We start from the raw sequence: 19,525 nt of genomic DNA on the forward strand, positions 1-19,525 counted from the left end.
TTGGTTTTGAAAATACCTCGGGGGAGTCGCGCCCCGCGCGTCGGGGGCAGAGCCCCCGCCCCGGCCAGCAAAGGAGTGCGCCCGTGAATATCCTCATCCTCGGCAGCGGCGGCCGCGAACACAGTCTTGCCTGGGCCACCCTCCAGAACCCCAAGTGCGACAAGCTGATCGTGGCCCCGGGCAACGCGGGCATCGCCCTGATCGCCGAATGCGCGCGGCTGGACATCGAGGACCCCGGCGCGGTGACGGAATTCGCCGGCGAAAACGCCATCGACCTGGTCATCATCGGCCCCGAGGCGCCGCTGGCCGCCGGCGTGGCCGACCGCCTGCGCGAGGCGGGCATCCTGGTCTTCGGCCCCTCTGCCGCCGCCGCCCGGCTGGAAGCCTCGAAGAGCTTTACCAAGGAAATCTGCGCCGCCGTGGATGCCCCAACCGCTGGATATGGCCATTTCACGGAGGCCGAAGCGGCCAGGGCCCATATCCGCGCCCAGGGCGCGCCCATCGTGGTCAAGGCGGACGGGCTGGCCGCCGGCAAGGGGGTGATCATCGCCGAGACCGTCGAGGCGGCCTGCGCGGCAGTCGACGACATGTTCGGCGGCGCCTTTGGTGGCGCGGGCGCCGAGGTGGTGATCGAGGAATTCATGACCGGCGAAGAGGCGAGTTTCTTCGTGCTGGTCGATGGCGAGACCTGCCTGCCCATCGGCACCGCGCAGGATCACAAGCGCATCGGCGAAGGCGACACCGGCCCCAACACCGGCGGCATGGGGGCCTATTCCCCCGCGCCGATCATGGACGAGGCCGTGACGCAAAAGGCGCTGGAAGAGATCGTGCGCCCGACGATGGCCGAGATGGTGCGGCGCGGGATGCCCTACCAGGGCGTGCTGTACGTCGGGCTGATGATCGAGAACGGGCAGCCCCGGCTGGTGGAATACAACGTGCGGTTCGGAGACCCGGAATGCCAGGTGCTGATGCTGCGACTGGGGGCGCAGGCGCTGGACCTGATGCATGCCTGCGCCGATGGGCGGCTGGCCGAGGCGCAGGTCACATGGGCCGAGGATCACGCCATGACCGTGGTCATGGCCGCTTCGGGCTATCCCGGCGACTATGCGAAGGGCACGGAAATCCGCGGGCTGGACAGCCTGCCCGAGGACAGTTTCCACATGATGTTCCACGCGGGGACAAAGGCCGAGGGCGGCAAGGTGCTGGCCAATGGCGGGCGGGTGCTGAACGCGACGGCGCGCGGCACCACCCTGCAAGAGGCCCGCGACCGTGCCTATGCGCTGGTGGATGCCGTGGACTGGCCCGAGGGCGTGCATCGCCGCGACATCGGCTGGCGCGCGCTTGACTGAGACTTACAGCTTTCGCCCCGCGCCCCTGCGCGGGCCGCAGGACTGGCAGCTGGACGGCGACACGCTGACCGGGCCGCCGGGAACGCTCGATCTCTCGACGGTCGGACAGGCCACCCTTGTCGATACCAGGATCCAGTTGATGCGGATGCGGCGGCTGGATCTGACGGCGCCGTCAGGCCTGATCCGGATCGCCATCAACAGCCGCCTGGGCCTGCCCCGCGACCACCCGGACCGGGCGGCCCACCGCGCGCTGTGCCAGGCCGTGGCCCGGCGGATGGCCCATCATGCGCCCGACTTGCCGGTGCGGATCGGCGAGGGCGGCAGGCTGCGCATGGTCTGGTTCGGGATCGGGGTGCTGGCGTTGGTGATGGGGCTGGGCCTTGGCATCGCGGCGCTGGCCACCGGGGTCGATGCCGACCGGCTGGTGGGCATGGTGGTGCCGGTTGCCGCCCTGGCCCTTTTCGGGGCCGTTATCATGCACGGCCACGCCCCCTGGCGCCGCCGGCCGGAGGCCCCCGTCTCCACCCTGCCCGCGCTGCTGGACGGCCTGGACCGCCCCGGCGGCAGCTAGGCGCTTTTGCCGTTTCGCCGCCGTGGTCCCGGCGCTAGGGTCCGCGCATGAGCAACACCGATCTTGACCGTCCCATGCTGGGCATCGCCCTGATGCTGGCTTTCTGCCTGCTGGCGCCCTTTGGCGATGCGCTGGCAAAGCTGCTGGGCCCGGAGATGGCGGTGGGCCAGTTGGTGACCCTGCGCTTTGCCTTTCAGGCGGCGATCCTTGTGCCGCTGACCGTGGCGACGCGCCGAGTCTGGCGGATGGACGGGCGTATCCTGTTCTATGTCACCCTGCGCACGCTCTTGCATATCGCGGGGATCTCGCTGGTCTTCACCTCGCTTCTGTACCTGCCGCTGGCCGATGCCATTGCCATCGCCTATGTCATGCCCTTCATCCTGCTCCTGCTGGGCTTCTGGTTCCTGGGAGAGGAAGTGGGCTGGCGCCGGCTGGCGGCCAGTGCGGTAGGGTTTGTCGGCACGCTCATGGTGGTGCAGCCCGCCTTTTCCGAGGTCGGCTGGCCTGCGCTGCTGCCCTTGGGGGTGGCGGTGGTCTTTGCCCTGTTCATGCTGGTGACCCGACGCATCGCCGGCGAAACCGATCCCATCGCCATGCAGGCGGTCTCTGCCGTGATTGCCCTGGCGATCATGGTCCCGGTCATGGCGCTGACGCCGCGCGACGCGGTCGAAGCGCTGGCATGGGTCGCGCCCTCGGCGCGCGGTTGGTGGCTGATCACGGCGATGGGGGTGGCGGGGACGCTGGCGCACCTGTTGATGACATGGTCGCTGCGCTATGCGCCCGCCTCGACCCTGGCGCCGATGCAGTACCTGGAAATCCCCTTTGCCACCGCCGTGGGCTACGTGATCTTCGGAGACCTGCCGGGGCCACTGGCGACGCTTGGGATCGGTGTGACCATCGCCGCCGGGCTGTATATCGTCATGCGCGAGCGGGCCATTCACCGGGCGCGGCCGCCAGTCCCGAAAGCAGTGCATTCAGGCATTCCGCCGGCAGGATGAGCAGCATAGCGGGCCCATCCATCGACAGGCGCACCGGCCCCGTCACCTCGTTCGAGGTGCCGACCGGGCCGCTGGGCGCAAAGTTGAGCCCGTCGATGGGCCAGCGCAGACCCTCTGACCGGCCGGTGACCGGCGCCATCGGGAACAGCGACAGCCGCGTGCCCGGGGCCAGCTCCATCGACAGGTCCGGCGGACACAGCAGGACCACGTCCTCGGCCCCGATCAGGATGCAGCGCACATCGGCACGCCCGGTCAGAACCGTCATGGCCGCCAGTTGGTGATCCAGCCGCTTGCCCAGGAACCCGTAGCCAAAGACCAGCGGCGCCGAGATATGGCGCAGGCACTTGTCGAAATCGGTGCTGTCCTGTTCCGCGATGGGCCGCAGCACGCCCGGATCCAGCCGGGCCTGCACCTCTGGCGCCAGCGAATCCATGTCTCCGTAGACCGCGTCGGGCATCCGCCCCTGCGTCAGCACCGCCGCTGCGCCGCTGTCGGCCGCAACGACCACTTCCGCCGCCTGCACCGCCCGGGCCAGCACCGCGTTGTCGACTTCGCCACCACCCACGAGGAGGACTGGCGCGTCGCTATGAACAATTTTAGACTTCATGGCGAATTAATGGCGCTTTGCGAAACAGACCACAATCCGGTCACGAAATGATACCCTTCAGGGCACAGATTCGATCAGCTTTCGTCCCGGTCAGCGTGGTAAACACACTGTTGCAGAACGAATGAAAGTGAGCAGCACGATGGTGAGTTCGAGCAAGATCCTGACCGTGTCCTACGGCACCTTCTCCTGCACCGCCGAGGGATTCGACGATCCGTTGGAGGTCGTCAAGGAGGCCACGCAATTCTTCCGCGGCGTCGTGGGAGAGGACCGGTTCTTTGGCGCCGAACCACCGCAGTTCGACCCCGAGCTGGCCTCGGAATACCTGCGAGACCGCCTGGCCGAACCGGGCAGCGGCACGCTGTCCCTTGGCAGCCCGCCACGCGTCATGGCCGCCGCCGCCTCTGCCGGGGCAATGGCCGCCGCGATGTCGGGCCGCACTGAAGAGGTCGCCGCCGATGACCTGCTGCCCGATGACGACACCATCGAGGCCACTGCCGTTCTGACCGAAAGACCGGAGCCCGCGACCGCCGACCTCGTGCCCGAGGTTGCGCTGGACGACGTGGCCCCCGACGGGACGGAGGCTGCGCCTGCTCCGCAGCCCTCCGCACCGGACGATATCACGGCCAAGCTGGACCGGATCCGCGCCGTCGTCGCCTCTGTCGAGGACGAGGCTGACGCGCCTCGGGTTGCACTGGACCAGACGCCCGAGGAAGCCCCGGAAAGTGACGCGCTGGAAACGCTGCTGGACGAACTGGTCGTCGAAAGCGGCGATACCGAGGCCGCCGAGCTGGACGTTACCCTCTTTGACGAAGAGGAGGAGGACGCCGAGGTTGTTTCGGACCTCTCCGACGACCTGGACGTGCCGGAAGCGGATCACGACAGCGCGCTGGACGCCGCCGTGGCCAGCCTGATGGCCGAGGACGACGACGAGGAAGACGCACCGGCCTCTGGCGCCCTGCCCCTGGTCGCTACGACCGCCGCCGCCGCCGCGCTGGCCACCGGCCCGATGCGCCCGGATGCCGAACCGGACGAGATCGACGATCTGGACGAGGCGCCCGAGGATGACCCCGAGGCCGCGCTTGACCGGGCCTGGGCGGCAGAGGCCGCGCCGGACCCGGAGGCAGAGACAGCCGCGCCCGTCGACGACCTGTCCCCCGAGGATCGGCCCGAGCCGGCCCCGGTGCGCGCGCGCATCGTCAAGGTCAAGCGCGCCGCCTTTGAACAGGCCATCGACGAAGGCACGCTGGAAGAGGTACTGGACGAGCCCGCGCCCGACGGCTTCACCCCGGATGACACCAGCAGCCTCAGCCCCGAGGAAGAAGAGGAACTGGCCCGCGAACTGGCCGCTGTGAAGGCGGAACTGGCCAGCGATTTCGGCGCCTGGGACGAGGATGACGACGCAGCCCTGGCAGACACCACGGACACCGCCGCGGACGATGACGAAGACGACGCCCTGATGACAGCCGCCGCGCCGCTGCGTCTGGACAACCCGATCACCGAGCAAGAGGAAGACCTCGCGCCCGACTGGGACGAAGAGGTGGCCGAAGTGGTCCAGGACAGCGCGCGCAAGGCCGTCAAGCTGGCCAGCCCGGCCCGCGCCATGCTGACCGAAGGTGAGGTCGGCGACGGAGATACCTCGCGCCTGCTGGACCAGACCAACACCGAGATGGACGAACCCGAGGGCAACCGCCGGCGCAGCGCCATCGCCCACCTGCGCGCCGCCGTGGCCGCGACCAAGGCCGACCGTCTGCTGGGCCAAAAGGTCGATGCGGCCGAGGAACAGGAACCCTACCGCGAAGACCTGGCCAGCGTGGTGCGCCCGCGCCGCCCGCAGAGCGTCAGCCACCCCAGCCCGCGCCCCGCGGCCCATAACGACGCACCGACGCCGCTGAAGCTGGTGGCCGAACAGCGTGTCGCCCCGGCCCCCGACGCATCCGAGGCCGGTCCGGTCCGCCCGCGCCGCGTGCGCCGCACGGTTCCCGCGCCCGAAACCCAGGCCCCAGAGGCCGGCATGGCCTCGGGCTTTGCCGCCTATGCGCAGGATGTGGGCGCCGCCGAGCTGCCCGAACTGCTGGAGGCCGCCGCCGCCTACATGTCCTACGTCGAGGGCCGGGATCAGTTCTCGCGCCCGCAGTTGATGACAACGCTGCGCCAGGCCGAGGTCACCGACAGCTCACGCGAGGACCGGCTGCGCAGCTTTGGCCAGCTGCTGCGCGAGGGCAAGATCCGCAAGACCTCGGGCGGACGCTTTACCGCCGCCGAAACGATCAGCTTCAAGCCCGCCGCCAACGGCTGATCCCGCCGCCGGAACGACAAAGCCCCCGTGCCAGGCACGGGGGCTTTTTTGTGCAAGCCTCAAGGGACGGTGGGCGGGACGCGGTTGCCGCAGGCAACAAGCATCCGTCCTGCCGTCACTCTCCGGCGTCGGGGTCGGCCTGGCCGACCCCCTTGAAGATCGGCTTCAGCGGCAGGATCCAGGCCACGCCGAAAAAGACGTAGATCACGAATTCCACCGCCACCGGCAGGTGCCACAGGTCCAGGCGGCTCAGCACACCCCAGGCCACCACGATATAGAGCGGGAACCCCACCAGAAGCACGAAAAGGGACCAGCGCCTGCGCGCCTTGTAGCTGAGTGCCATTGTCTTGCTCCTTTCCGATCCTGCCGATGCAGTTAGTCCGCGAAGGGGTCCGTGACCAGAATCGTGTCGTCACGCTCGGGCGAGGTGGACAACAGGGCCACCGGACAACCGATCAGTTCCTCGACGCGGCGGACGTACTTGATCGCCGCTGCCGGCAGATCGGCCCAGCTGCGCGCGCCTTCGGTCGATTCGCTCCAGCCTTCCATTTCCTCGTAGACCGGCACGCAGCGCGCCTGTTCCTCGGAGGCGAAGGGCAGGTAGTCCAGAACCTTGCCGTCCAACTCGTAGCCGACACAGATCTTGAGCGTCTCGAACCCGTCCAGTACGTCCAGCTTGGTCAGAGAGATGCCGTTGACGCCGGAGGTGGCGCAGGTCTGGCGCACCAGCACCGCGTCGAACCAGCCGCAGCGACGCTTGCGGCCAGTCGTGGTGCCGAACTCATGGCCCCGCTCACCCAGGCGCTGGCCGTCCTCGTCGTCCAGCTCTGTCGGGAAGGGCCCCTCACCCACGCGGGTGGTGTAGGCCTTGACGATGCCCAGCACGAAATCGATGGCGCCCGGGCCGATGCCGGTGCCGGTGGCTGCCTGCCCGGCGATCACGTTCGAGGAGGTGACAAAGGGATAGGTGCCGAAATCCACGTCCAGCAGGGCCCCCTGTGCGCCTTCGAAGAGGATGCGCTGGCCGGAGCGGCGGCGCTCGTTCAGCACTTTCCAGACCGGGGCCGCGTATTCCAGGATATGCCCCGCGATCTCGCGCAGCTGAGCGATCAGCGCGTCGCGGTCCACCGGCTCGATCCCCAGGCCGCGGCGCAGCGGGTCGTGATGCGCCAGCGCACGGTCCACCCGGGCCTGCAGCGTGGCCTCATCGGCGAGGTCGGCAACACGCACCGCGCGGCGGCCCACCTTGTCCTCGTAGGCCGGGCCGATGCCGCGTCCAGTGGTGCCGATCTTGGCACCCGGACGTGCGGCCGCCTCTCGGGCGCGGTCCAGCTCGCCGTGGATCGGCAGGATCAGCGGCGTGTTCTCGGCGATCATCAGCGTCTCGGGCGTGATCTCGACGCCCTGCGCGCGGATCGTCTCGATTTCGGACAACAGGTGCCAGGGGTCCAGCACCACGCCATTGCCGATGACCGACAGCTTGCCCCGGCGCACCACGCCAGACGGCAGCGCGTGCAGCTTGTAGACCTTGCCATCGACGACCAGCGTGTGCCCGGCGTTGTGGCCACCCTGGAAACGGCAGATCACATCGGCCCGGCTCGACAGCCAGTCGACGATCTTGCCCTTGCCTTCGTCACCCCATTGCGCGCCAACCACGACGACATTTGCCATCACATTCCCCTTTACGGCGTTGCAAACCCGCGCGTGTATACGCGCGCAATGCCGACTGCGAAACCGCAAAATCGCCGCAAGAGACTGGACAGGCGCGCGCCGTCAGGGCAGCAAGGCGGCAAACCTCTGGAGGTGCCCCTATGAGTTTCCTGCTGCGCTGGCTCTTTGCCTTCGTCCTGCTGGCCGCGACCTACAACCCGAGCCAGGTCAACTATATCCGCTGGGCCATGAACAATACGGACGGCAACCTGCCGCTGGTGGTGCTCTTCGGGATCGTCCTGCTGATCGGCTACATCATCTACCTGCGGGCCACGCTGCGTTCGATCGGGGTCTTCGGCATGGCGCTGGTGCTGGGGCTGGTGGCCGCGATTCTCTGGGCGCTGGTCTATTACGGGCTGCTCGACCTGTCGGACCCCAAGCTGTCGACCTGGATCGGCATCTTTGCCCTGTCGCTGGTGCTGGGGGTGGGCCTCAGCTGGTCGATCATCCGGCGCAAGCTGTCGGGCCAGGTCGACATGGACGACGTCGAGGAATAAGGCCCGCGGCGGCTCAGCAGCCGTCGCGCCCCACGACCATGACCCAGCTGTCATTGGAACTGCGCACCAGCCCGTATTCCGTGGCCCCCTGCGACAGCATGGTGCGCCGGTGGCCGGGCGACCCGGCCCAGTCCGACATCACCTCGCCCAGCGACCTTTGCCCCTGGGCGATGTTCTCGGCGATGACGCAGGGCCGGTAGCCGGCCTTTTGCACGCGGCTCATCGGGTTGCTGCCGTCCGGGCCGACATGGTCGAAGAAGCCCTTGCGGTCCATGTCCTGCGCATGGAAACGCGCGGCCTCTTCCAGCCGGGCAGAGCGCGTCAGCGGCGGCAGTCCGTTTTCGGCCCGAAAGGCGTTCAGCGCCGCGCCCCCCTGCCCCTCGGCAAAGCCGCCAAAGCCACGCGAGGCCGGTTCGGCACGCATGCCGCCCTGTCCGGAGAACCGCCCCTGCGGCACCCAACCGCAAGAGGCCACCGCCGCGCAGAGCGCCATCATCCAGACCAGCCGCATGTCATTTCCCCCTAAAGCGCCTCGGCCAGCTTGCGCGCCAGCGCGTTCTGCCGCGCCACCGCCGCGTCGATGTCAAAGCTGACGATCCGCCCGTCCTCGACCACCAACCGGCCCTCGACCAGAAGATACCGGACGCGCTGCGGTCCGGCCAGAAGCAGCGCCGCCGGATCCCAGCTACCGGCGCTTTCCAGCCCACCGACATCCCAGAGCGCGATATCCGCACGTTTGCCCACCGCGATCTGGCCGCAATCGTCGCGGCCCAGCACCTGTGCCCCGCCGCGCGTGGCGATCCACAACGCCTCGCGCGCGCTCATGGCGTCGGCGCCGCGCGCCATCCGCTGCAACAGCATCGCCTGGCGCGCCTCGGCTGCGAGGTTGCCTGCGTCGTTGCTGGCCGATCCATCCACGCCAAGACCCACGCGCACCCCCGCGTCGCGCATCGCGCGCACCGGGGCAATCCCGCTGCCAAGGCGACAGTTGGAACAGGGACAATGGGCGACGCCGGTTTTGGAACGCGCGAAAAGGTCGATCTCCTGCCCTTCCAGTTTCACGCAATGGGCGTGCCAGACATCCTCGCCGGTCCATCCAAGTTCCTCGGCGTATTGGCCGGGGCGACAGCCGAACTGCGCCTGGGAATAGGCGATATCCTCATCATTTTCGGCCAAATGTGTATGCAGGCGGACGCCCTTGTCCCGGGCCAGGATCGCCGCGTCGCGCATCAGCTCTCGGCTGACCGAAAAGGGCGAACAGGGGGCGACGCCGACGCGCACCATCGCGCCCTCGGATGCGTCGTGAAAGGCGTCGATCACCCGGATGCAATCCTCGAGGATCGCCGCCTCGCCTTCGACCAGCGAATCCGGCGGCAGACCGCCGTCGCTTTCGCCGATGCTCATGGCGCCGCGCGTGGGATGGAACCGCAGGCCCACCTCGCGGGCCGCGGCGATGGTGTCGTCCAGCCGCGCACCGCCCGGGTAGAGGTACAAGTGGTCCGAGGACATGGTGCAGCCCGAAAGCGCCAGTTCCGCCAGCCCCACCTGGGCCGAGACGAACATCTCTTCGGGACCGAACCGCGCCCAGATCGGGTAGAGCGTCTGCAGCCAGCCAAACAGCAGTGCGTCCTGCCCGCCCGGTACCGCGCGGGTCAGCGTCTGGTACAGGTGGTGGTGTGTGTTGACGAGGCCGGGCGTGGCCACGCAGGTGCCCGCCTCGACGATGCGCCCTGAGGTTGTCAGCCCCTGCCCGATCTGCGCGATCACGCCGTCGCGGATCAGGATATCGGCGCCGGTCAGTTCCCGCTTGTCGTCGTCCATGCACAGGACGGTCCGCGCGTTGCAGATCAGGATTTCGGTTTGTGCATTTGTGGATTGTGCCATGTCAGCCCCTCACGAAAGCCCTTTTCGGTGAGAGACAGGGTGAGGCACGCCAGAAAAGGGAAGGACGCGTGACCGCCCGCGCCTTTTTTAGCCCGCGGTGCGCAGCAGGTCCAGCGCCGCGGCGTGCAGCTCCGGCGTCGCGGCGGCAAGGGCGCGGCCACCGTCATGCACCGGACCGCCTTCCCAATTGGTGACGATCCCGCCCGCCGCCTCGATCACGGCGATGGGCGCCTGGATGTCATAGGCTTGCAGCCCCGCCTCGATCACCAGGTCGATCTGGCCCGCTGCCAGCAGCGCGTAGGCGTAGCAATCCATGCCATAGCGCACCAGTCGCGCCCGTGCGGCCACGCGTTCGAACCCGGCGCGATCCTCGGGCGTGCCGACCTCGGGGAAGGTGGTGAAAAGGATTGCCTGGTCGATGGCCTGCGTGCCGCGCACGGCCAGCGGACCTGCGTCGTGCGGCCCGGTGAAATCCGCGCGCGACAGGCCGCCGCGGAACCGCTCTTGCGTGTAGGGCTGGGCGATGATGCCGTAGACCGGGCCGGTATCATCGCGGACAGAGATCAGCACCCCCCATGTCGGGGTTCCCGCCAGGAAAGCGCGAGTGCCGTCGATCGGGTCAAGGACCCAAGTGAGACCGGTCGTGCCGGTCCGGGTGCCGTATTCCTCGCCCAGGATCGCATCGCCGGGGCGCCTGTCGGCAAGGACCGCGCGCATGGCCTGTTCGGCGGCGCGGTCGGCTGCGGTCACCGGGTCGAACCCGGTGCCCGCGTCCTTGTTTTCGGCTGTCAGGCCGCGCTGGCGGAAAAAGGGCAGGATCGCCTTGCCTGCCGCGTCGGCCAAGGCCTCCGCCGTGTCGATCAGTTCCTTGGCAAGCTCCGACGGGATCCGGTCCATGCGCCCCTCCTGTAACCCGGTTCCGGGCTACAGCAGCGGCGCGCAGGGCTCAAGCCACGTCGGACAGGACGCGCGCCAGTTCGAAGAGGCGGCGGCGCTGGTTTTCCGGGATCGCGTAATACGAGCGAACCAGGTCCAGGGCTTCCTTGTCGCCCATGATGTCTGCGGGCACGGACTCCGCGGCGCCCTCTTCGGCAGCGTTCTCGTTTTCGATGCCCTCGAAGAAGAAGCTGACCGGGACGTCCAGAGCCTCGGCGATGTCCCAGAGCCGCGAGGCGCTGACGCGGTTCGCGCCGGTCTCGTACTTCTGGATCTGCTGGAACTTGATGCCAACGCGTTCGGCCAGCTGCTGCTGCGTCATGCCGACGAGCCAGCGACGGTGCCTAATGCGTTTGCCGACGTGAACGTCAACGGGGTGCGCCATCTGTGTCTTCCTGTTCTATGGGTGTGAACAGATGAGCCGGGACCGTACCCCAAATCCCCCAGAACCAGCATCATCCTACACGTCTATGGCCTAATGTGCTACATCATAACGGTCCTCAAAATCAAGTCGCGCAACCACCTATTGATGGTGCACAGCGGGGAAAAACACGACAAAGTTGAACTTGACCGGAAAGCATTCGGTTACACTTCATTTTGCCGCAGGCCCCGGCGCGGGTGCTTTGCCTGAGGGGCAATCTCGGCTAGGCAATTGAAAAACCATATGCAGAGGATGGAATGCGCGCCTTTTTCCTGACCGATCACGACACGCCCGCCCGCCTGAGCGATGTTGCAATCCCCGAACCGGCAGAGGGTGAAATCCGCCTGAGGATCGCCGCCTGCGGACTGAATTTTGCGGATCTCCTGATGCAGAAAGGCACCTATCAGGACACGCCCGCCCTGCCTTTCGTGCTGGGAATGGAGGTTTCGGGAATCGTTGACGCAACGGCACCTGACGTCAAAGGCTTTGCGCCGGGTGACCGAGTCGCGGTCTTTGGCGGCCAGGGCGGGCTTGCGGACTACGGCTGTTTCTCGGCGGCGCGCGCGGTCAAGCTGCCCGACACGATGGGATGGACCGATGCCGCCGGGTTCCAGATCGCCTATGGCACCAGCCACCTTGCACTGGATCACCGGGCACGCCTGCAGCCCGGCGAGACGCTGCTGGTGCTGGGCGCCGCGGGTGGCGTCGGGCTGACCGCCGTCGAGATCGGCAAGCTGATTGGCGCGCGTGTCGTGGCCTGCGCGCGCGGCGCCGACAAGCTGGAGGCGGCGAAAAAGGCAGGCGCCGACCACCTGATCGACGCCGAATCCGGCGACATCCGCGCCGAGATGAAGGCGCTTGGCGGGGCGGACGTGGTCTATGACCCGGTGGGCGGCGACCAGTTCACCGCCGCTTTCCGGTCGTGCAACCCCGAGGGGCGCCTGCTGAGCATCGGCTTTGCAAGCGGCGACGTGCCGCAAATCAAGGCCAATCACCTGATGGTCAAGAACCTTTCGGTCATGGGCCTGTACTGGGGCGGCTACCTGGCCTTCCGGCCCGATGTGCTGACCGGATCGCTGGCGCAGCTGATGGCCTGGCATGGCGAGGGACGGTTGAAACCGCATATCAGCCACGTCCTGCCGCTGGAGCGGGCCGCCGAAGGGATGGAGTTGCTGCGCAGCCGAAAATCGACCGGCAAGGTGGTCATCACCGTCGCCGATCTCTGACCGTCAGCGACAGGCCTTTTCTGAAAACCAGAGGGCGGCCCTGCTTATCGGCCGCCCTCTCCGCCTCAGAACCGCAGGCTTGCGGTGAGGGAAATCGTCCGGCCCGGCTCGTTCAGGGGGACGGCGTTGCCAAAGCCAAGGTCGTCAGCGCTGCGGCTGGCATAGGTCTGGTCAAAAAGGTTCTCGACGTCCAGCCGCACCTCCAGCCCCTCGACGCTGGTCGGGACTGGTAAAGAGAATCCCGCCGGGACCGGCCTGGGCCGACCGGCGTCCGGTGTCCTGGGTGTCAGAGGTGAAGGAGAACTTGAGCACATAGGCCGACAGGTCCGCCTCTGTGCCCGCCACGGTCTTGCCGTTGCATCCTTGTAATCGCCGCCGGTCTGGCGGGTGCCGCTGAGCAGCCGCTCAAACCGCTCTTCCTGTCCGAACAGGGTGAGCGAGCGCCGGAAGCCCTGCCCCGCGCAGCGAGGTTAACCCGCCAAGACGTTCGCCCGGTTCCAGGAAATCGCGTGCGTCCTTGGTGGTATAGGCCAGGCGTTCGGCCCGGCGTCGGCGGGGCCGATGCCCTCGCTGACCTCGACCGAATTCAGCAGCGCCGGGTCAAAGAGGATGTTGCCTGTGTGGTGAAAGGCGGACTTGTTCTTCCGCGCAGCGTCGATGGTGACAAAGAGCAGGCTTTCCTCGATCCCGTTGACGACGACCTTTTGCGCGATGGCCGGGCCACCATTGACGGCAACCGAGGATTCGCCCCGGAAGACATCGGCCACCGAGACCGGATTGCGCTGCTCCAGCTGCTCCTCGTCGATCCTGTGGTCGCCCAGCAGCGTCTGGGCTGGCTCGGGAATGATGCGAAGCGTGCCCAGAAACACCGGGTCGGTGCCCAGCAGAAAGGCCCGCGCCCAGTCGGTCCGGTCATATTGTCCCCTCGCATCGTGATGTCCGAGCAGCTGGATGACCTTCAGGGACAGGCTGTCTGGCGTGCTATTTTGTTTTCCGGGCAATTAGTTGACAAAAAGAATCAATTCAAGAAATCCCGAGACACGGGCCGCGCTGACCAATGCCCCGGGCGGGTTGGCGGGTCCGATCAACCCCGTTCCTTGGCCCAGACCATGTCGATCATCGCCTGGGTGCCGCGCGAGAACTCCAGCGGACAGGGGTAATGCGCCTTGTCCAGGACGCTGGTGTTGAAGGCCTCGACCTGGTGGACATAGTGGTTGTCCGCCGGAAAGCGGTGCACCGTCTCGACCAGGTCCTTGGATTGTACCGCGACCCGCGCCTCGCCGTAGACGCCGGCGTTGAAGGGCGCGGTCAGCTTCATCACACCCTCTTCGCCGTGAAAGACCACCTCTTGCCAGGGCGCCATCCGCATCGAGACCACGCCGGTATAGTGGAACGAGGGGAAACGCGCGGTGATATGCGTCCAGACGTCCACGTCGTTTTCACGCTCGACCACGGTCGAGAGGATCTCGTCCGGCTCTTCCCCGGTCACGAAACGCGTCGCGCCGTAGATGTAGACGCCGATGTCCGGCACCGCGCCGCCGCCGGTGTCGGGCCGGTTGCGGATGTTCTGACCATCGGCGCGGTTGTCGTAGGAAAAGGCCGCCGAGACCCGCACCAGCTTGCCTATGGCGCCCTCCTGGTACAACTGGCTGGCCTTGTGCCACTGCGGATGGTGCACGATCATGTAGGCCTCTGCCGCCAGCAGCCCGGTTTCGTCGCGTTTGGCGATCACCGGGTCGAACTCTGCCGCCGTCATCGCCAGTGGTTTCTCGACCAGCACATGTTTGCCCGCCTCCAGCGCCTTCATCGCCCATTCGACGTGCAGGTGGTTGGGCAGAGGGATGTAGACCGCGTCGATCCCGGGGTCCGCCAGCAGGGCGTCATAGCTGTCGTGCACGGTCAGCCCCGGCGCCAATGCGGCAAAGGGCGCGGCCTTGTCGGGCGAGGAGGTCGCCAGCGCCGCCAGCCGACCGCGCCGCCCCATGTGAATGGCCGGCCCCATGTGTTCGCGCGCGAATTTCGCCGCGCCCAGAATGCCCCAGCGAACGTGATCGGTCATGTTTCTCTCCCAGATTTGTTAGCGCCAACCCTACCCCAAGCGGAGGGGCCTGAAAACGCCGCATTGACCTCTGGCGACGGCCACGGCATCCGCTCTGAAGATCATTGGTTGATGGGTGCCGATCCATGCTGCGCAGAGTTTTCATTGCCCTTTCCATTGTTGCAGGAAGCGTCGCCGGAACCGCCTTGGCGCAGGATTGCCTGCCCATTGGCGACAGTTGCATTTCACCAGAGGACAGAAGGATCGTTCTTGGCCCCGCGGAACTGGACGAGCTGTCAAAACTTGCCGCCGCCACATGGGTGCAGTCGCTGGAACTGGCTGGCAACGGCGATCCCGCCCTCGTCGTCGATCTGGCCGCGCTGAACGTGCTGACGGACCTTGGCGCCCTACGGGTCCAGGACCTGCCCGGCGCGCGCTGGGACGGGCTGGACCTGCCCGTGCTGCAGGCCCTGCGCCTGCAGGACAACGAGATCAGCGATTTCACCTTTCTCGACGGACTGCCCGCGCTTCGGGGGCTATGGATCAAGGACTCCCTCGGCCTGTCGGATCTGCCCCGGGCGACGCTGGGCCGGATCGAGAACCTGCGCCTGAACGGTCCGAACCTGCACGACATCCGCGCCGACGGCGCGATGGTCAACCTCAAGGTCTTGGGATTCAACGGCGTTTCCCTGCCCGACCTCGCGGGCCTTGGCCCGACCCCTGCCCTGGAGTTGCTGAACATCGACGGCGAGGATATCATCAGTCTCGACGGGCTGATCCTGGGCCCGGCTTTCCGCGAGCTCTGGGCGGAAGGCGCCAGCCTGACGGATATTTCAGCCCTGGCTCCGGCGGACAACCTGGAGGTGCTCAGGGGCAAGAACAGCCAGATCGGGGATATTTCTGCCCTCGCGGGCAAGAACAAGCTGCAAACCCTGTTCCTGACCGGCAGCCAGGTCAGTGACCTCTCGCCTCTCGCGGGCCTTCAATCGCTGCAATTGCTCAGCTTTTCGGATACGCCGGTGACAGATATTTCCGCCCTGTCCAACCTGCCCGAGCTGGTGGCGATCTACATGAACATCAGCGGGTCACGGATTTCACGCCGCTGCTGGATACGCCCACCGACATCATGCTGCGGATCAACAGCGACCGCATCCTGATGAGCAGCCAGTTGCCCGGTTTCATCGCCGAGGAAGGCTGGAAGCGCGGCCCGCTCTACCAGAAATGATCCCCCGCACAGGGCGGCGGAGATGAAAAAGGCGGGGCATTGCCCCGCCTTTCGCGTTCAACGGAGGGAGAAACCGGCTCAGACAGCCGACAGCATCCCCTGTTCCCTGGCAAGGTCGCGCATCCGCTTTTGCAGCTTCTCGAAGGCGCGGACCTCGATCTGGCGGATACGTTCGCGCGAGACGTCGTACTGGCCGGACAGTTCTTCCAGCGTGACCGCCGATTCCGCCAGCCGGCGCTGGGTCAGGATGTCCTTTTCCCGGTCGTTCAGGACATCCATCGCCTCGGCCAGCAGGGCGCGGCGCGCCTCAAGCTCGTCACGCTCGGCGTAATCCTCGGCCTGATCGGCATCCTCGTCTTCCAGCCAGTCCTGCCACTGCATCGTGCCTTCGCCTTCGGAGCCGACGGTGGCGTTCAGCGAGGCATCGCCGCCGGACAGGCGCCGGTTCATCGAGATCACCTCATCCTCGGTCACACCAAGGTCGGTGGCGATCTTCTCGACATGTTCGGGCCGCAGGTCGCCGTCCTCGAGCGCGCCGATGCGGCTCTTGGCCTTACGCAGGTTGAAGAACAGCTTTTTCTGCGCGCTGGTCGTGCCCAGTTTGACAAGGCTCCAGGACCGCAGGATGTATTCCTGGATCGAGGCGCGGATCCACCACATCGCGTAGGTGGCCAGTCGGAAGCCCTTTTCCGGATCAAAGCGTTTCACCGCCTGCATCAGGCCCACGTTGGCCTCGGAGATCACCTCGGCCTGGGGCAGGCCATAACCGCGGTAGCCCATCGCGATCTTGGCCGCCAGGCGCAGGTGCGAGGTGACCATCTTGTGTGCGGCCTCGGTGTCCTCGTTCTCGACCCAGCGCTTGGCCAGCATGTATTCCTCTTCCGGCTCCAGAAGCGGGAACTTCCGGATTTCCTGGAGGTAGCGGCTCAGACCCGCTTCCGGCGAGGGCGCCGGGAGATTTGCATAGTTCGACATCTTGTCTGTTCCCTCCGTTCGGACCCGCATGTTACGGGCTTTAACATCAGGTAGGAACCTGAACTGAATAGTTCAAGTCCCGCATCCGTTAGCGTTAGCGCAGTTAAGCTCGATAGGTGACGACGTCATCCTTTATGTCATAGCGTCACAGAGACGTGCTCGGTTCCTGATGAGTTGAAACATATACGTTTACGCATGATTATAGTGCAAAATACGCGGATAATCAAATCTATTCGCATGGGATAGCAGGGCACATCCGTCCATCTGCAAGAAAGACGCCACCATGCAAGCCCTCGCTCCCTCGCCTGTTCATGTCCGCACAGCCGGTGCGCTCTACCTCGTGATCATCCTTTGTGGCCTGACCGCAGAGATCGTCCTGCGTGGCCCCCTGCTTGCCGGCTCACCACAAGAAATCGCAGCGGCCATCGGCGCAAACCTGCCGCAGTTCCGGCTGAGCCTTCTGGCGGACGTCGTCATGCTGCTCACGGATATCGCTTTGGCGCTGCTGTTCTTCGCCATGCTGCGTGACAGGGCCGAGGGGCTGGCCCGCGCGGCGATGGTCTTTCGGCTGGGACAGGCGGTGCTGATCGGCGCCAGCCTGATCGCCCTGGCCAGCGCCCCTGCCCTGCTGGCGGACTTGCCGCGCATGGCCGTCCACATGACAGAGATGCACGCCCTGGGCTATGACATCGGGCTGATCCTCTTCGGCGTGAACAGCCTCTTGATGGCGCGCCTGCTGTCGCTGGGCGCCACCCCTCGGATCATCGCCCTCGGCATCGCGGCGGCGGGCCTCGTCTACCTCACCGGCAGCCTGCTGCGCCTGACCGCCCCGCTGCTGTCAGAGGCCTTCCAGCCCGCCTACCTGGTCTGCATCCTGGCCGAAAGCGCGCTTTGCCTCTGGCTCTTGATCACGGGCAGGATCTGAGCCTCAGTCGAACTGCACTATTGCGCAGTCGAACGCGCCCGTGCCGGTCACGCACGTGTGGTGCCCCTTGCCGGATGTATCCTCCATCCGCCAGCAATCGCCCGGCCCGAAATCCCGCGCCTCACCGTCACTGGCGGTGACTCGGATCCCGCCCGAAAGACAGATCAAGAGTTGCCGTTTGGGCGTTGGATGGATGGGCTCGTTCCAGCCTGCTTCCAGCCGCAGCCAGATCATGGCCTGCGCCGCATCAGGCGCAGAGACCAGGATATCCTGCGCCGGCGGCGCAAAGACCTGTTCGGATAGCGGCACCTCGACCTTGCGCCAATGGCTTTCGCCCGCCTCGTCGCAATAAAGTAGCTGGTAATGCATCGGCGTCTCCTCCACGGCCCGATGCAATGATGACAGCGGCGCTCCGGTCCGCCAAGTGTCTCAGAGGGCGCGCAGCGCGGCCAGCAGGCCCGCCATGTCCTCCGGCAGATCGCTGTGGAACATCAGCGCCTCGCCCGTCACCGGGTGGTCGAACCCCAGTTCCGCCGCGTGCAGCGCCTGCCGGTCAAAGCCCCTTGCCAGATCATAGGCCGCGCCCAGCGCCTTTTCCGACAGTTTCCGCCGCCCGCCATAGACCGGGTCGCCGATCAGCGCATGGCCCGCATGGGCCATGTGAACGCGGATCTGGTGCGTGCGCCCGGTCTCCAGCCGGCATTCCACCAGGCTGACGCTGGGCGGAGAGCCAAACCGCTCAAGCAGTTTCACATGGGTGATCGCGTGCCGCCCCTGCCCATCGAAATAGACCGCCTGCCGCTGGCGGTCGGTCTTGTGCCGCGCCAGCCCGCTGGTGATGGTGACGCCGCCCTCGCCCCCGACGGAGACGCCCCGCGTGTTCAAGAGCCGCGGATCGGCCAGATCTGGCACACCGTGGGCCAGGGCCAGGTAGGCCCGCCGCACGGTATGTTTCTCGAATTGCGCGGCCAGACCGTGATGCGCCCGATCGGATTTCGCCACCACCAGCAAGCCGCTGGTGTCCTTGTCGATCCGGTGCACGATGCCCGGCCGCTTTTCGCCCCCCACCCCGGACAGCGCACCGCCAAAATGATGCAAAAGCGCATTCACAAGCGTCCCGTCCGGTGATCCGGGCGCAGGGTGCACCACCATCCCGGCGGGCTTGTCGACGACGATCAGATCCTCGTCTTCCCAAAGCACCGTCAACGGGATGTCCTGGGCGACAACGTCATACTCCTGCGCCTCGGGCACGACGATCTCGATCTCGTCCCCTTCCGCGACCCGCGCCTTGGGATCGGTCACGGGGACACCGCCGCGGCTGACGGAACCTTCGACGATCAGCCGGCCCAGACGCGTGCGCGACAAGGCCGCCGCCTCTGGCACATCGCGCGCCAGCGCCTTATCAAGACGCACCGGCGGATCCGCCGAAATCACGATACGAAGGATGGTCATGGCCTCTCCCGATCCCGAAGACGATCTGCCCGAGCCGCCCTCGCTGCGCTTTCTGCGCATTCTGGTCACGGTTCTGACGGCGGTGATGATTGCCGGGATCATCGGGATCCTCGGCCTGATCTGGCACCGCTATAGCAATGCACGCGCCCCGCTGCCAGAGGTCATCACCCTGCCCGACGGCACCACCGCCAGCGCCTACACGCAAGGCACCGACTGGTACGCGGTGATCACGGCGGATGACCGCATCCTGATCTTCGACCGCGCCACCGGCAAACTGCGCCAAGAAATGCGGATCGAACCCGGAGAGTGACAGACCGCCTGCGGCGGACCGGCACGCAGCTTGGCGTCTGGCGTCTCCGGAAACGCAAGACAGGCGCAGGCTGTCCAAAGGGTCGGCGGGCGGGCGTCTTTGCGG

Annotated in this window: 22 protein-coding genes; 9 read left to right on the forward strand and 13 right to left on the reverse strand. The window is 66.6% G+C overall.

Features of this window, described 5'->3' with window-relative positions:
* The first annotated feature begins 83 nt into the window (after positions 1-83).
* From purD to PVW46_RS26565, 3 genes are read left to right on the forward strand one after another with little or no spacing between them, the layout of a single operon-like run.
* Complete coding sequence (gene purD / locus PVW46_RS26555) at positions 84-1,349, forward strand: phosphoribosylamine--glycine ligase (protein WP_069209088.1); 1,266 nt, start codon at positions 84-86, stop codon at positions 1,347-1,349.
* A complete protein-coding gene (locus PVW46_RS26560) occupies positions 1,342-1,920 on the forward strand; it encodes a hypothetical protein (protein WP_069209087.1) in 579 nt (192 codons plus the stop codon). Before purD ends, PVW46_RS26560 begins: the two co-directional genes overlap by 8 nt.
* 47 nt (positions 1,921-1,967) lie before the next feature.
* Entirely contained in the window at positions 1,968-2,918 is a 951-nt protein-coding gene (locus PVW46_RS26565) for a DMT family transporter (RefSeq protein ID WP_069209086.1), read from the forward strand.
* On the opposite strand, the gene PVW46_RS26570 is transcribed toward PVW46_RS26565, so the two are convergent.
* Entirely contained in the window at positions 2,839-3,525 is a 687-nt protein-coding gene (locus PVW46_RS26570) for a thiamine diphosphokinase (protein WP_069209085.1), read from the reverse strand. The two genes, PVW46_RS26565 and PVW46_RS26570, sit on opposite strands and share 80 nt — an antisense overlap.
* A gap of 121 nt (positions 3,526-3,646) precedes the next feature.
* Between PVW46_RS26570 and PVW46_RS26575 the strand changes: the two genes are divergently transcribed.
* Positions 3,647-5,821 (forward strand): hypothetical protein, encoded by a 2,175-nt coding sequence (locus tag PVW46_RS26575; protein ID WP_274578248.1) that lies wholly within the window; start codon positions 3,647-3,649, stop codon positions 5,819-5,821.
* A 115-nt stretch (positions 5,822-5,936) separates the two neighbouring features.
* Here the strand turns inward: PVW46_RS26575 and PVW46_RS26580 are convergent, their stop codons facing one another.
* Together PVW46_RS26580 and PVW46_RS26585 are read right to left on the reverse strand one after the other, a co-directional pair.
* Positions 5,937-6,164 (reverse strand): DUF2842 domain-containing protein, encoded by a 228-nt coding sequence (locus PVW46_RS26580; RefSeq protein ID WP_069209083.1) that lies wholly within the window; start codon positions 6,162-6,164, stop codon positions 5,937-5,939.
* A gap of 32 nt (positions 6,165-6,196) precedes the next feature.
* Complete coding sequence (locus tag PVW46_RS26585) at positions 6,197-7,492, reverse strand: adenylosuccinate synthase (protein ID WP_069209082.1); 1,296 nt, start codon at positions 7,490-7,492, stop codon at positions 6,197-6,199.
* A 140-nt stretch (positions 7,493-7,632) separates the two neighbouring features.
* On the opposite strand from PVW46_RS26585, the gene PVW46_RS26590 reads away from it, so the two are divergent.
* Entirely contained in the window at positions 7,633-8,028 is a 396-nt protein-coding gene (locus PVW46_RS26590) for a DUF6524 family protein (protein WP_043138035.1), read from the forward strand.
* A gap of 13 nt (positions 8,029-8,041) precedes the next feature.
* Here PVW46_RS26590 and PVW46_RS26595 read toward each other — a convergent pair whose 3' ends face one another.
* From PVW46_RS26595 to PVW46_RS26610, 4 genes are all read right to left on the reverse strand, one after another.
* Positions 8,042-8,539 (reverse strand): CAP domain-containing protein, encoded by a 498-nt coding sequence (locus PVW46_RS26595; protein ID WP_229754771.1) that lies wholly within the window; start codon positions 8,537-8,539, stop codon positions 8,042-8,044.
* Positions 8,540-8,550: 11 nt separating this feature from the next.
* A complete protein-coding gene (locus PVW46_RS26600) occupies positions 8,551-9,912 on the reverse strand; it encodes an 8-oxoguanine deaminase (protein ID WP_069209081.1) in 1,362 nt (453 codons plus the stop codon).
* An 87-nt stretch (positions 9,913-9,999) separates the two neighbouring features.
* On the reverse strand, positions 10,000-10,809 hold the full coding sequence (locus PVW46_RS26605) for an inositol monophosphatase family protein (RefSeq protein ID WP_069209080.1): 810 nt from the start codon (positions 10,807-10,809) through the stop codon (positions 10,000-10,002).
* Between the two features lie 49 nt (positions 10,810-10,858).
* A complete protein-coding gene (locus PVW46_RS26610; RefSeq protein WP_043138040.1) occupies positions 10,859-11,233 on the reverse strand; it encodes a helix-turn-helix domain-containing protein in 375 nt (124 codons plus the stop codon).
* A 293-nt stretch (positions 11,234-11,526) separates the two neighbouring features.
* On the opposite strand from PVW46_RS26610, the gene PVW46_RS26615 reads away from it, so the two are divergent.
* Positions 11,527-12,495: an NADPH:quinone oxidoreductase family protein gene (locus PVW46_RS26615; RefSeq protein ID WP_069209079.1), complete on the forward strand. Its 969-nt coding sequence runs from the start codon at positions 11,527-11,529 to the stop codon at positions 12,493-12,495.
* Positions 12,496-12,560: 65 nt separating this feature from the next.
* Here PVW46_RS26615 and PVW46_RS26620 read toward each other — a convergent pair whose 3' ends face one another.
* The 3 genes from PVW46_RS26620 to PVW46_RS26630 form a co-directional block, all read right to left on the reverse strand.
* Positions 12,561-12,695: a hypothetical protein gene (locus tag PVW46_RS26620; RefSeq protein WP_274578249.1), complete on the reverse strand. Its 135-nt coding sequence runs from the start codon at positions 12,693-12,695 to the stop codon at positions 12,561-12,563.
* Positions 12,696-12,965: 270 nt separating this feature from the next.
* Positions 12,966-13,496 (reverse strand): Plug domain-containing protein, encoded by a 531-nt coding sequence (locus PVW46_RS26625; protein ID WP_069209078.1) that lies wholly within the window; start codon positions 13,494-13,496, stop codon positions 12,966-12,968.
* Positions 13,497-13,579: 83 nt separating this feature from the next.
* Complete coding sequence (locus PVW46_RS26630; RefSeq protein WP_069209077.1) at positions 13,580-14,554, reverse strand: Gfo/Idh/MocA family protein; 975 nt, start codon at positions 14,552-14,554, stop codon at positions 13,580-13,582.
* Between the two features lie 125 nt (positions 14,555-14,679).
* Between PVW46_RS26630 and PVW46_RS26635 the strand changes: the two genes are divergently transcribed.
* On the forward strand, positions 14,680-15,690 hold the full coding sequence (locus PVW46_RS26635) for a leucine-rich repeat domain-containing protein (RefSeq protein ID WP_069209076.1): 1,011 nt from the start codon (positions 14,680-14,682) through the stop codon (positions 15,688-15,690).
* A 146-nt stretch (positions 15,691-15,836) separates the two neighbouring features.
* Here PVW46_RS26635 and rpoH read toward each other — a convergent pair whose 3' ends face one another.
* Complete coding sequence (rpoH, locus tag PVW46_RS26640) at positions 15,837-16,733, reverse strand: RNA polymerase sigma factor RpoH (protein ID WP_043138049.1); 897 nt, start codon at positions 16,731-16,733, stop codon at positions 15,837-15,839.
* A 283-nt stretch (positions 16,734-17,016) separates the two neighbouring features.
* Between rpoH and PVW46_RS26645 the strand changes: the two genes are divergently transcribed.
* Complete coding sequence (locus tag PVW46_RS26645; RefSeq protein WP_069209075.1) at positions 17,017-17,658, forward strand: DUF4386 domain-containing protein; 642 nt, start codon at positions 17,017-17,019, stop codon at positions 17,656-17,658.
* A gap of 3 nt (positions 17,659-17,661) precedes the next feature.
* Here the strand turns inward: PVW46_RS26645 and PVW46_RS26650 are convergent, their stop codons facing one another.
* Together PVW46_RS26650 and PVW46_RS26655 are read right to left on the reverse strand one after the other, a co-directional pair.
* The gene (locus PVW46_RS26650; RefSeq protein ID WP_069209074.1) at positions 17,662-18,027 is read right to left on the reverse strand and encodes a cupin domain-containing protein; all 366 of its coding nucleotides are present in this window, start codon (positions 18,025-18,027) and stop codon (positions 17,662-17,664) included.
* A 60-nt stretch (positions 18,028-18,087) separates the two neighbouring features.
* Complete coding sequence (locus tag PVW46_RS26655) at positions 18,088-19,110, reverse strand: RluA family pseudouridine synthase (protein ID WP_069209073.1); 1,023 nt, start codon at positions 19,108-19,110, stop codon at positions 18,088-18,090.
* Between PVW46_RS26655 and PVW46_RS26660 the strand changes: the two genes are divergently transcribed.
* The gene (locus tag PVW46_RS26660; RefSeq protein ID WP_043138058.1) at positions 19,109-19,420 is read left to right on the forward strand and encodes a DUF6476 family protein; all 312 of its coding nucleotides are present in this window, start codon (positions 19,109-19,111) and stop codon (positions 19,418-19,420) included. The genes PVW46_RS26655 and PVW46_RS26660 overlap by 2 nt on opposite strands.
* The last annotated feature ends 105 nt before the right edge of the window (positions 19,421-19,525 follow it).

Source organism: Mameliella sp. AT18, assembly GCF_028807275.1.
In the GTDB taxonomy this organism is placed as follows: domain Bacteria; phylum Pseudomonadota; class Alphaproteobacteria; order Rhodobacterales; family Rhodobacteraceae; genus Antarctobacter; species Antarctobacter albus.

Bases quoted from the DNA above. Each gene is read 5' to 3' on its own strand.
- PVW46_RS26610 (WP_043138040.1), bottom strand. From the start codon at position 11,233: ATGGCGCACCCCGTTGACGTTCACGTCGGCAAACGCATTAGGCACCGT.
- PVW46_RS26650 (WP_069209074.1), bottom strand. From the start codon at position 18,027: ATGCATTACCAGCTACTTTATTGCGACGAGGCGGGCGAAAGCCATTGG.
- PVW46_RS26605 (WP_069209080.1), bottom strand. From the start codon at position 10,809: ATGGACCGGATCCCGTCGGAGCTTGCCAAGGAACTGATCGACACGGCG.
- PVW46_RS26635 (WP_069209076.1), top strand. From the start codon at position 14,680: ATGCTGCGCAGAGTTTTCATTGCCCTTTCCATTGTTGCAGGAAGCGTC.
- PVW46_RS26600 (WP_069209081.1), bottom strand. From the start codon at position 9,912: ATGGCACAATCCACAAATGCACAAACCGAAATCCTGATCTGCAACGCG.
- PVW46_RS26660 (WP_043138058.1), top strand. From the start codon at position 19,109: ATGGCCTCTCCCGATCCCGAAGACGATCTGCCCGAGCCGCCCTCGCTG.
- PVW46_RS26580 (WP_069209083.1), bottom strand. From the start codon at position 6,164: ATGGCACTCAGCTACAAGGCGCGCAGGCGCTGGTCCCTTTTCGTGCTT.
- PVW46_RS26575 (WP_274578248.1), top strand. From the start codon at position 3,647: ATGAAAGTGAGCAGCACGATGGTGAGTTCGAGCAAGATCCTGACCGTG.
- PVW46_RS26645 (WP_069209075.1), top strand. From the start codon at position 17,017: ATGCAAGCCCTCGCTCCCTCGCCTGTTCATGTCCGCACAGCCGGTGCG.
- PVW46_RS26655 (WP_069209073.1), bottom strand. From the start codon at position 19,110: ATGACCATCCTTCGTATCGTGATTTCGGCGGATCCGCCGGTGCGTCTT.
- PVW46_RS26615 (WP_069209079.1), top strand. From the start codon at position 11,527: ATGCGCGCCTTTTTCCTGACCGATCACGACACGCCCGCCCGCCTGAGC.
- PVW46_RS26590 (WP_043138035.1), top strand. From the start codon at position 7,633: ATGAGTTTCCTGCTGCGCTGGCTCTTTGCCTTCGTCCTGCTGGCCGCG.
- PVW46_RS26570 (WP_069209085.1), bottom strand. From the start codon at position 3,525: ATGAAGTCTAAAATTGTTCATAGCGACGCGCCAGTCCTCCTCGTGGGT.
- rpoH (WP_043138049.1), bottom strand. From the start codon at position 16,733: ATGTCGAACTATGCAAATCTCCCGGCGCCCTCGCCGGAAGCGGGTCTG.
- PVW46_RS26630 (WP_069209077.1), bottom strand. From the start codon at position 14,554: ATGACCGATCACGTTCGCTGGGGCATTCTGGGCGCGGCGAAATTCGCG.
- PVW46_RS26585 (WP_069209082.1), bottom strand. From the start codon at position 7,492: ATGGCAAATGTCGTCGTGGTTGGCGCGCAATGGGGTGACGAAGGCAAG.
- PVW46_RS26565 (WP_069209086.1), top strand. From the start codon at position 1,968: ATGAGCAACACCGATCTTGACCGTCCCATGCTGGGCATCGCCCTGATG.
- PVW46_RS26595 (WP_229754771.1), bottom strand. From the start codon at position 8,539: ATGCGGCTGGTCTGGATGATGGCGCTCTGCGCGGCGGTGGCCTCTTGC.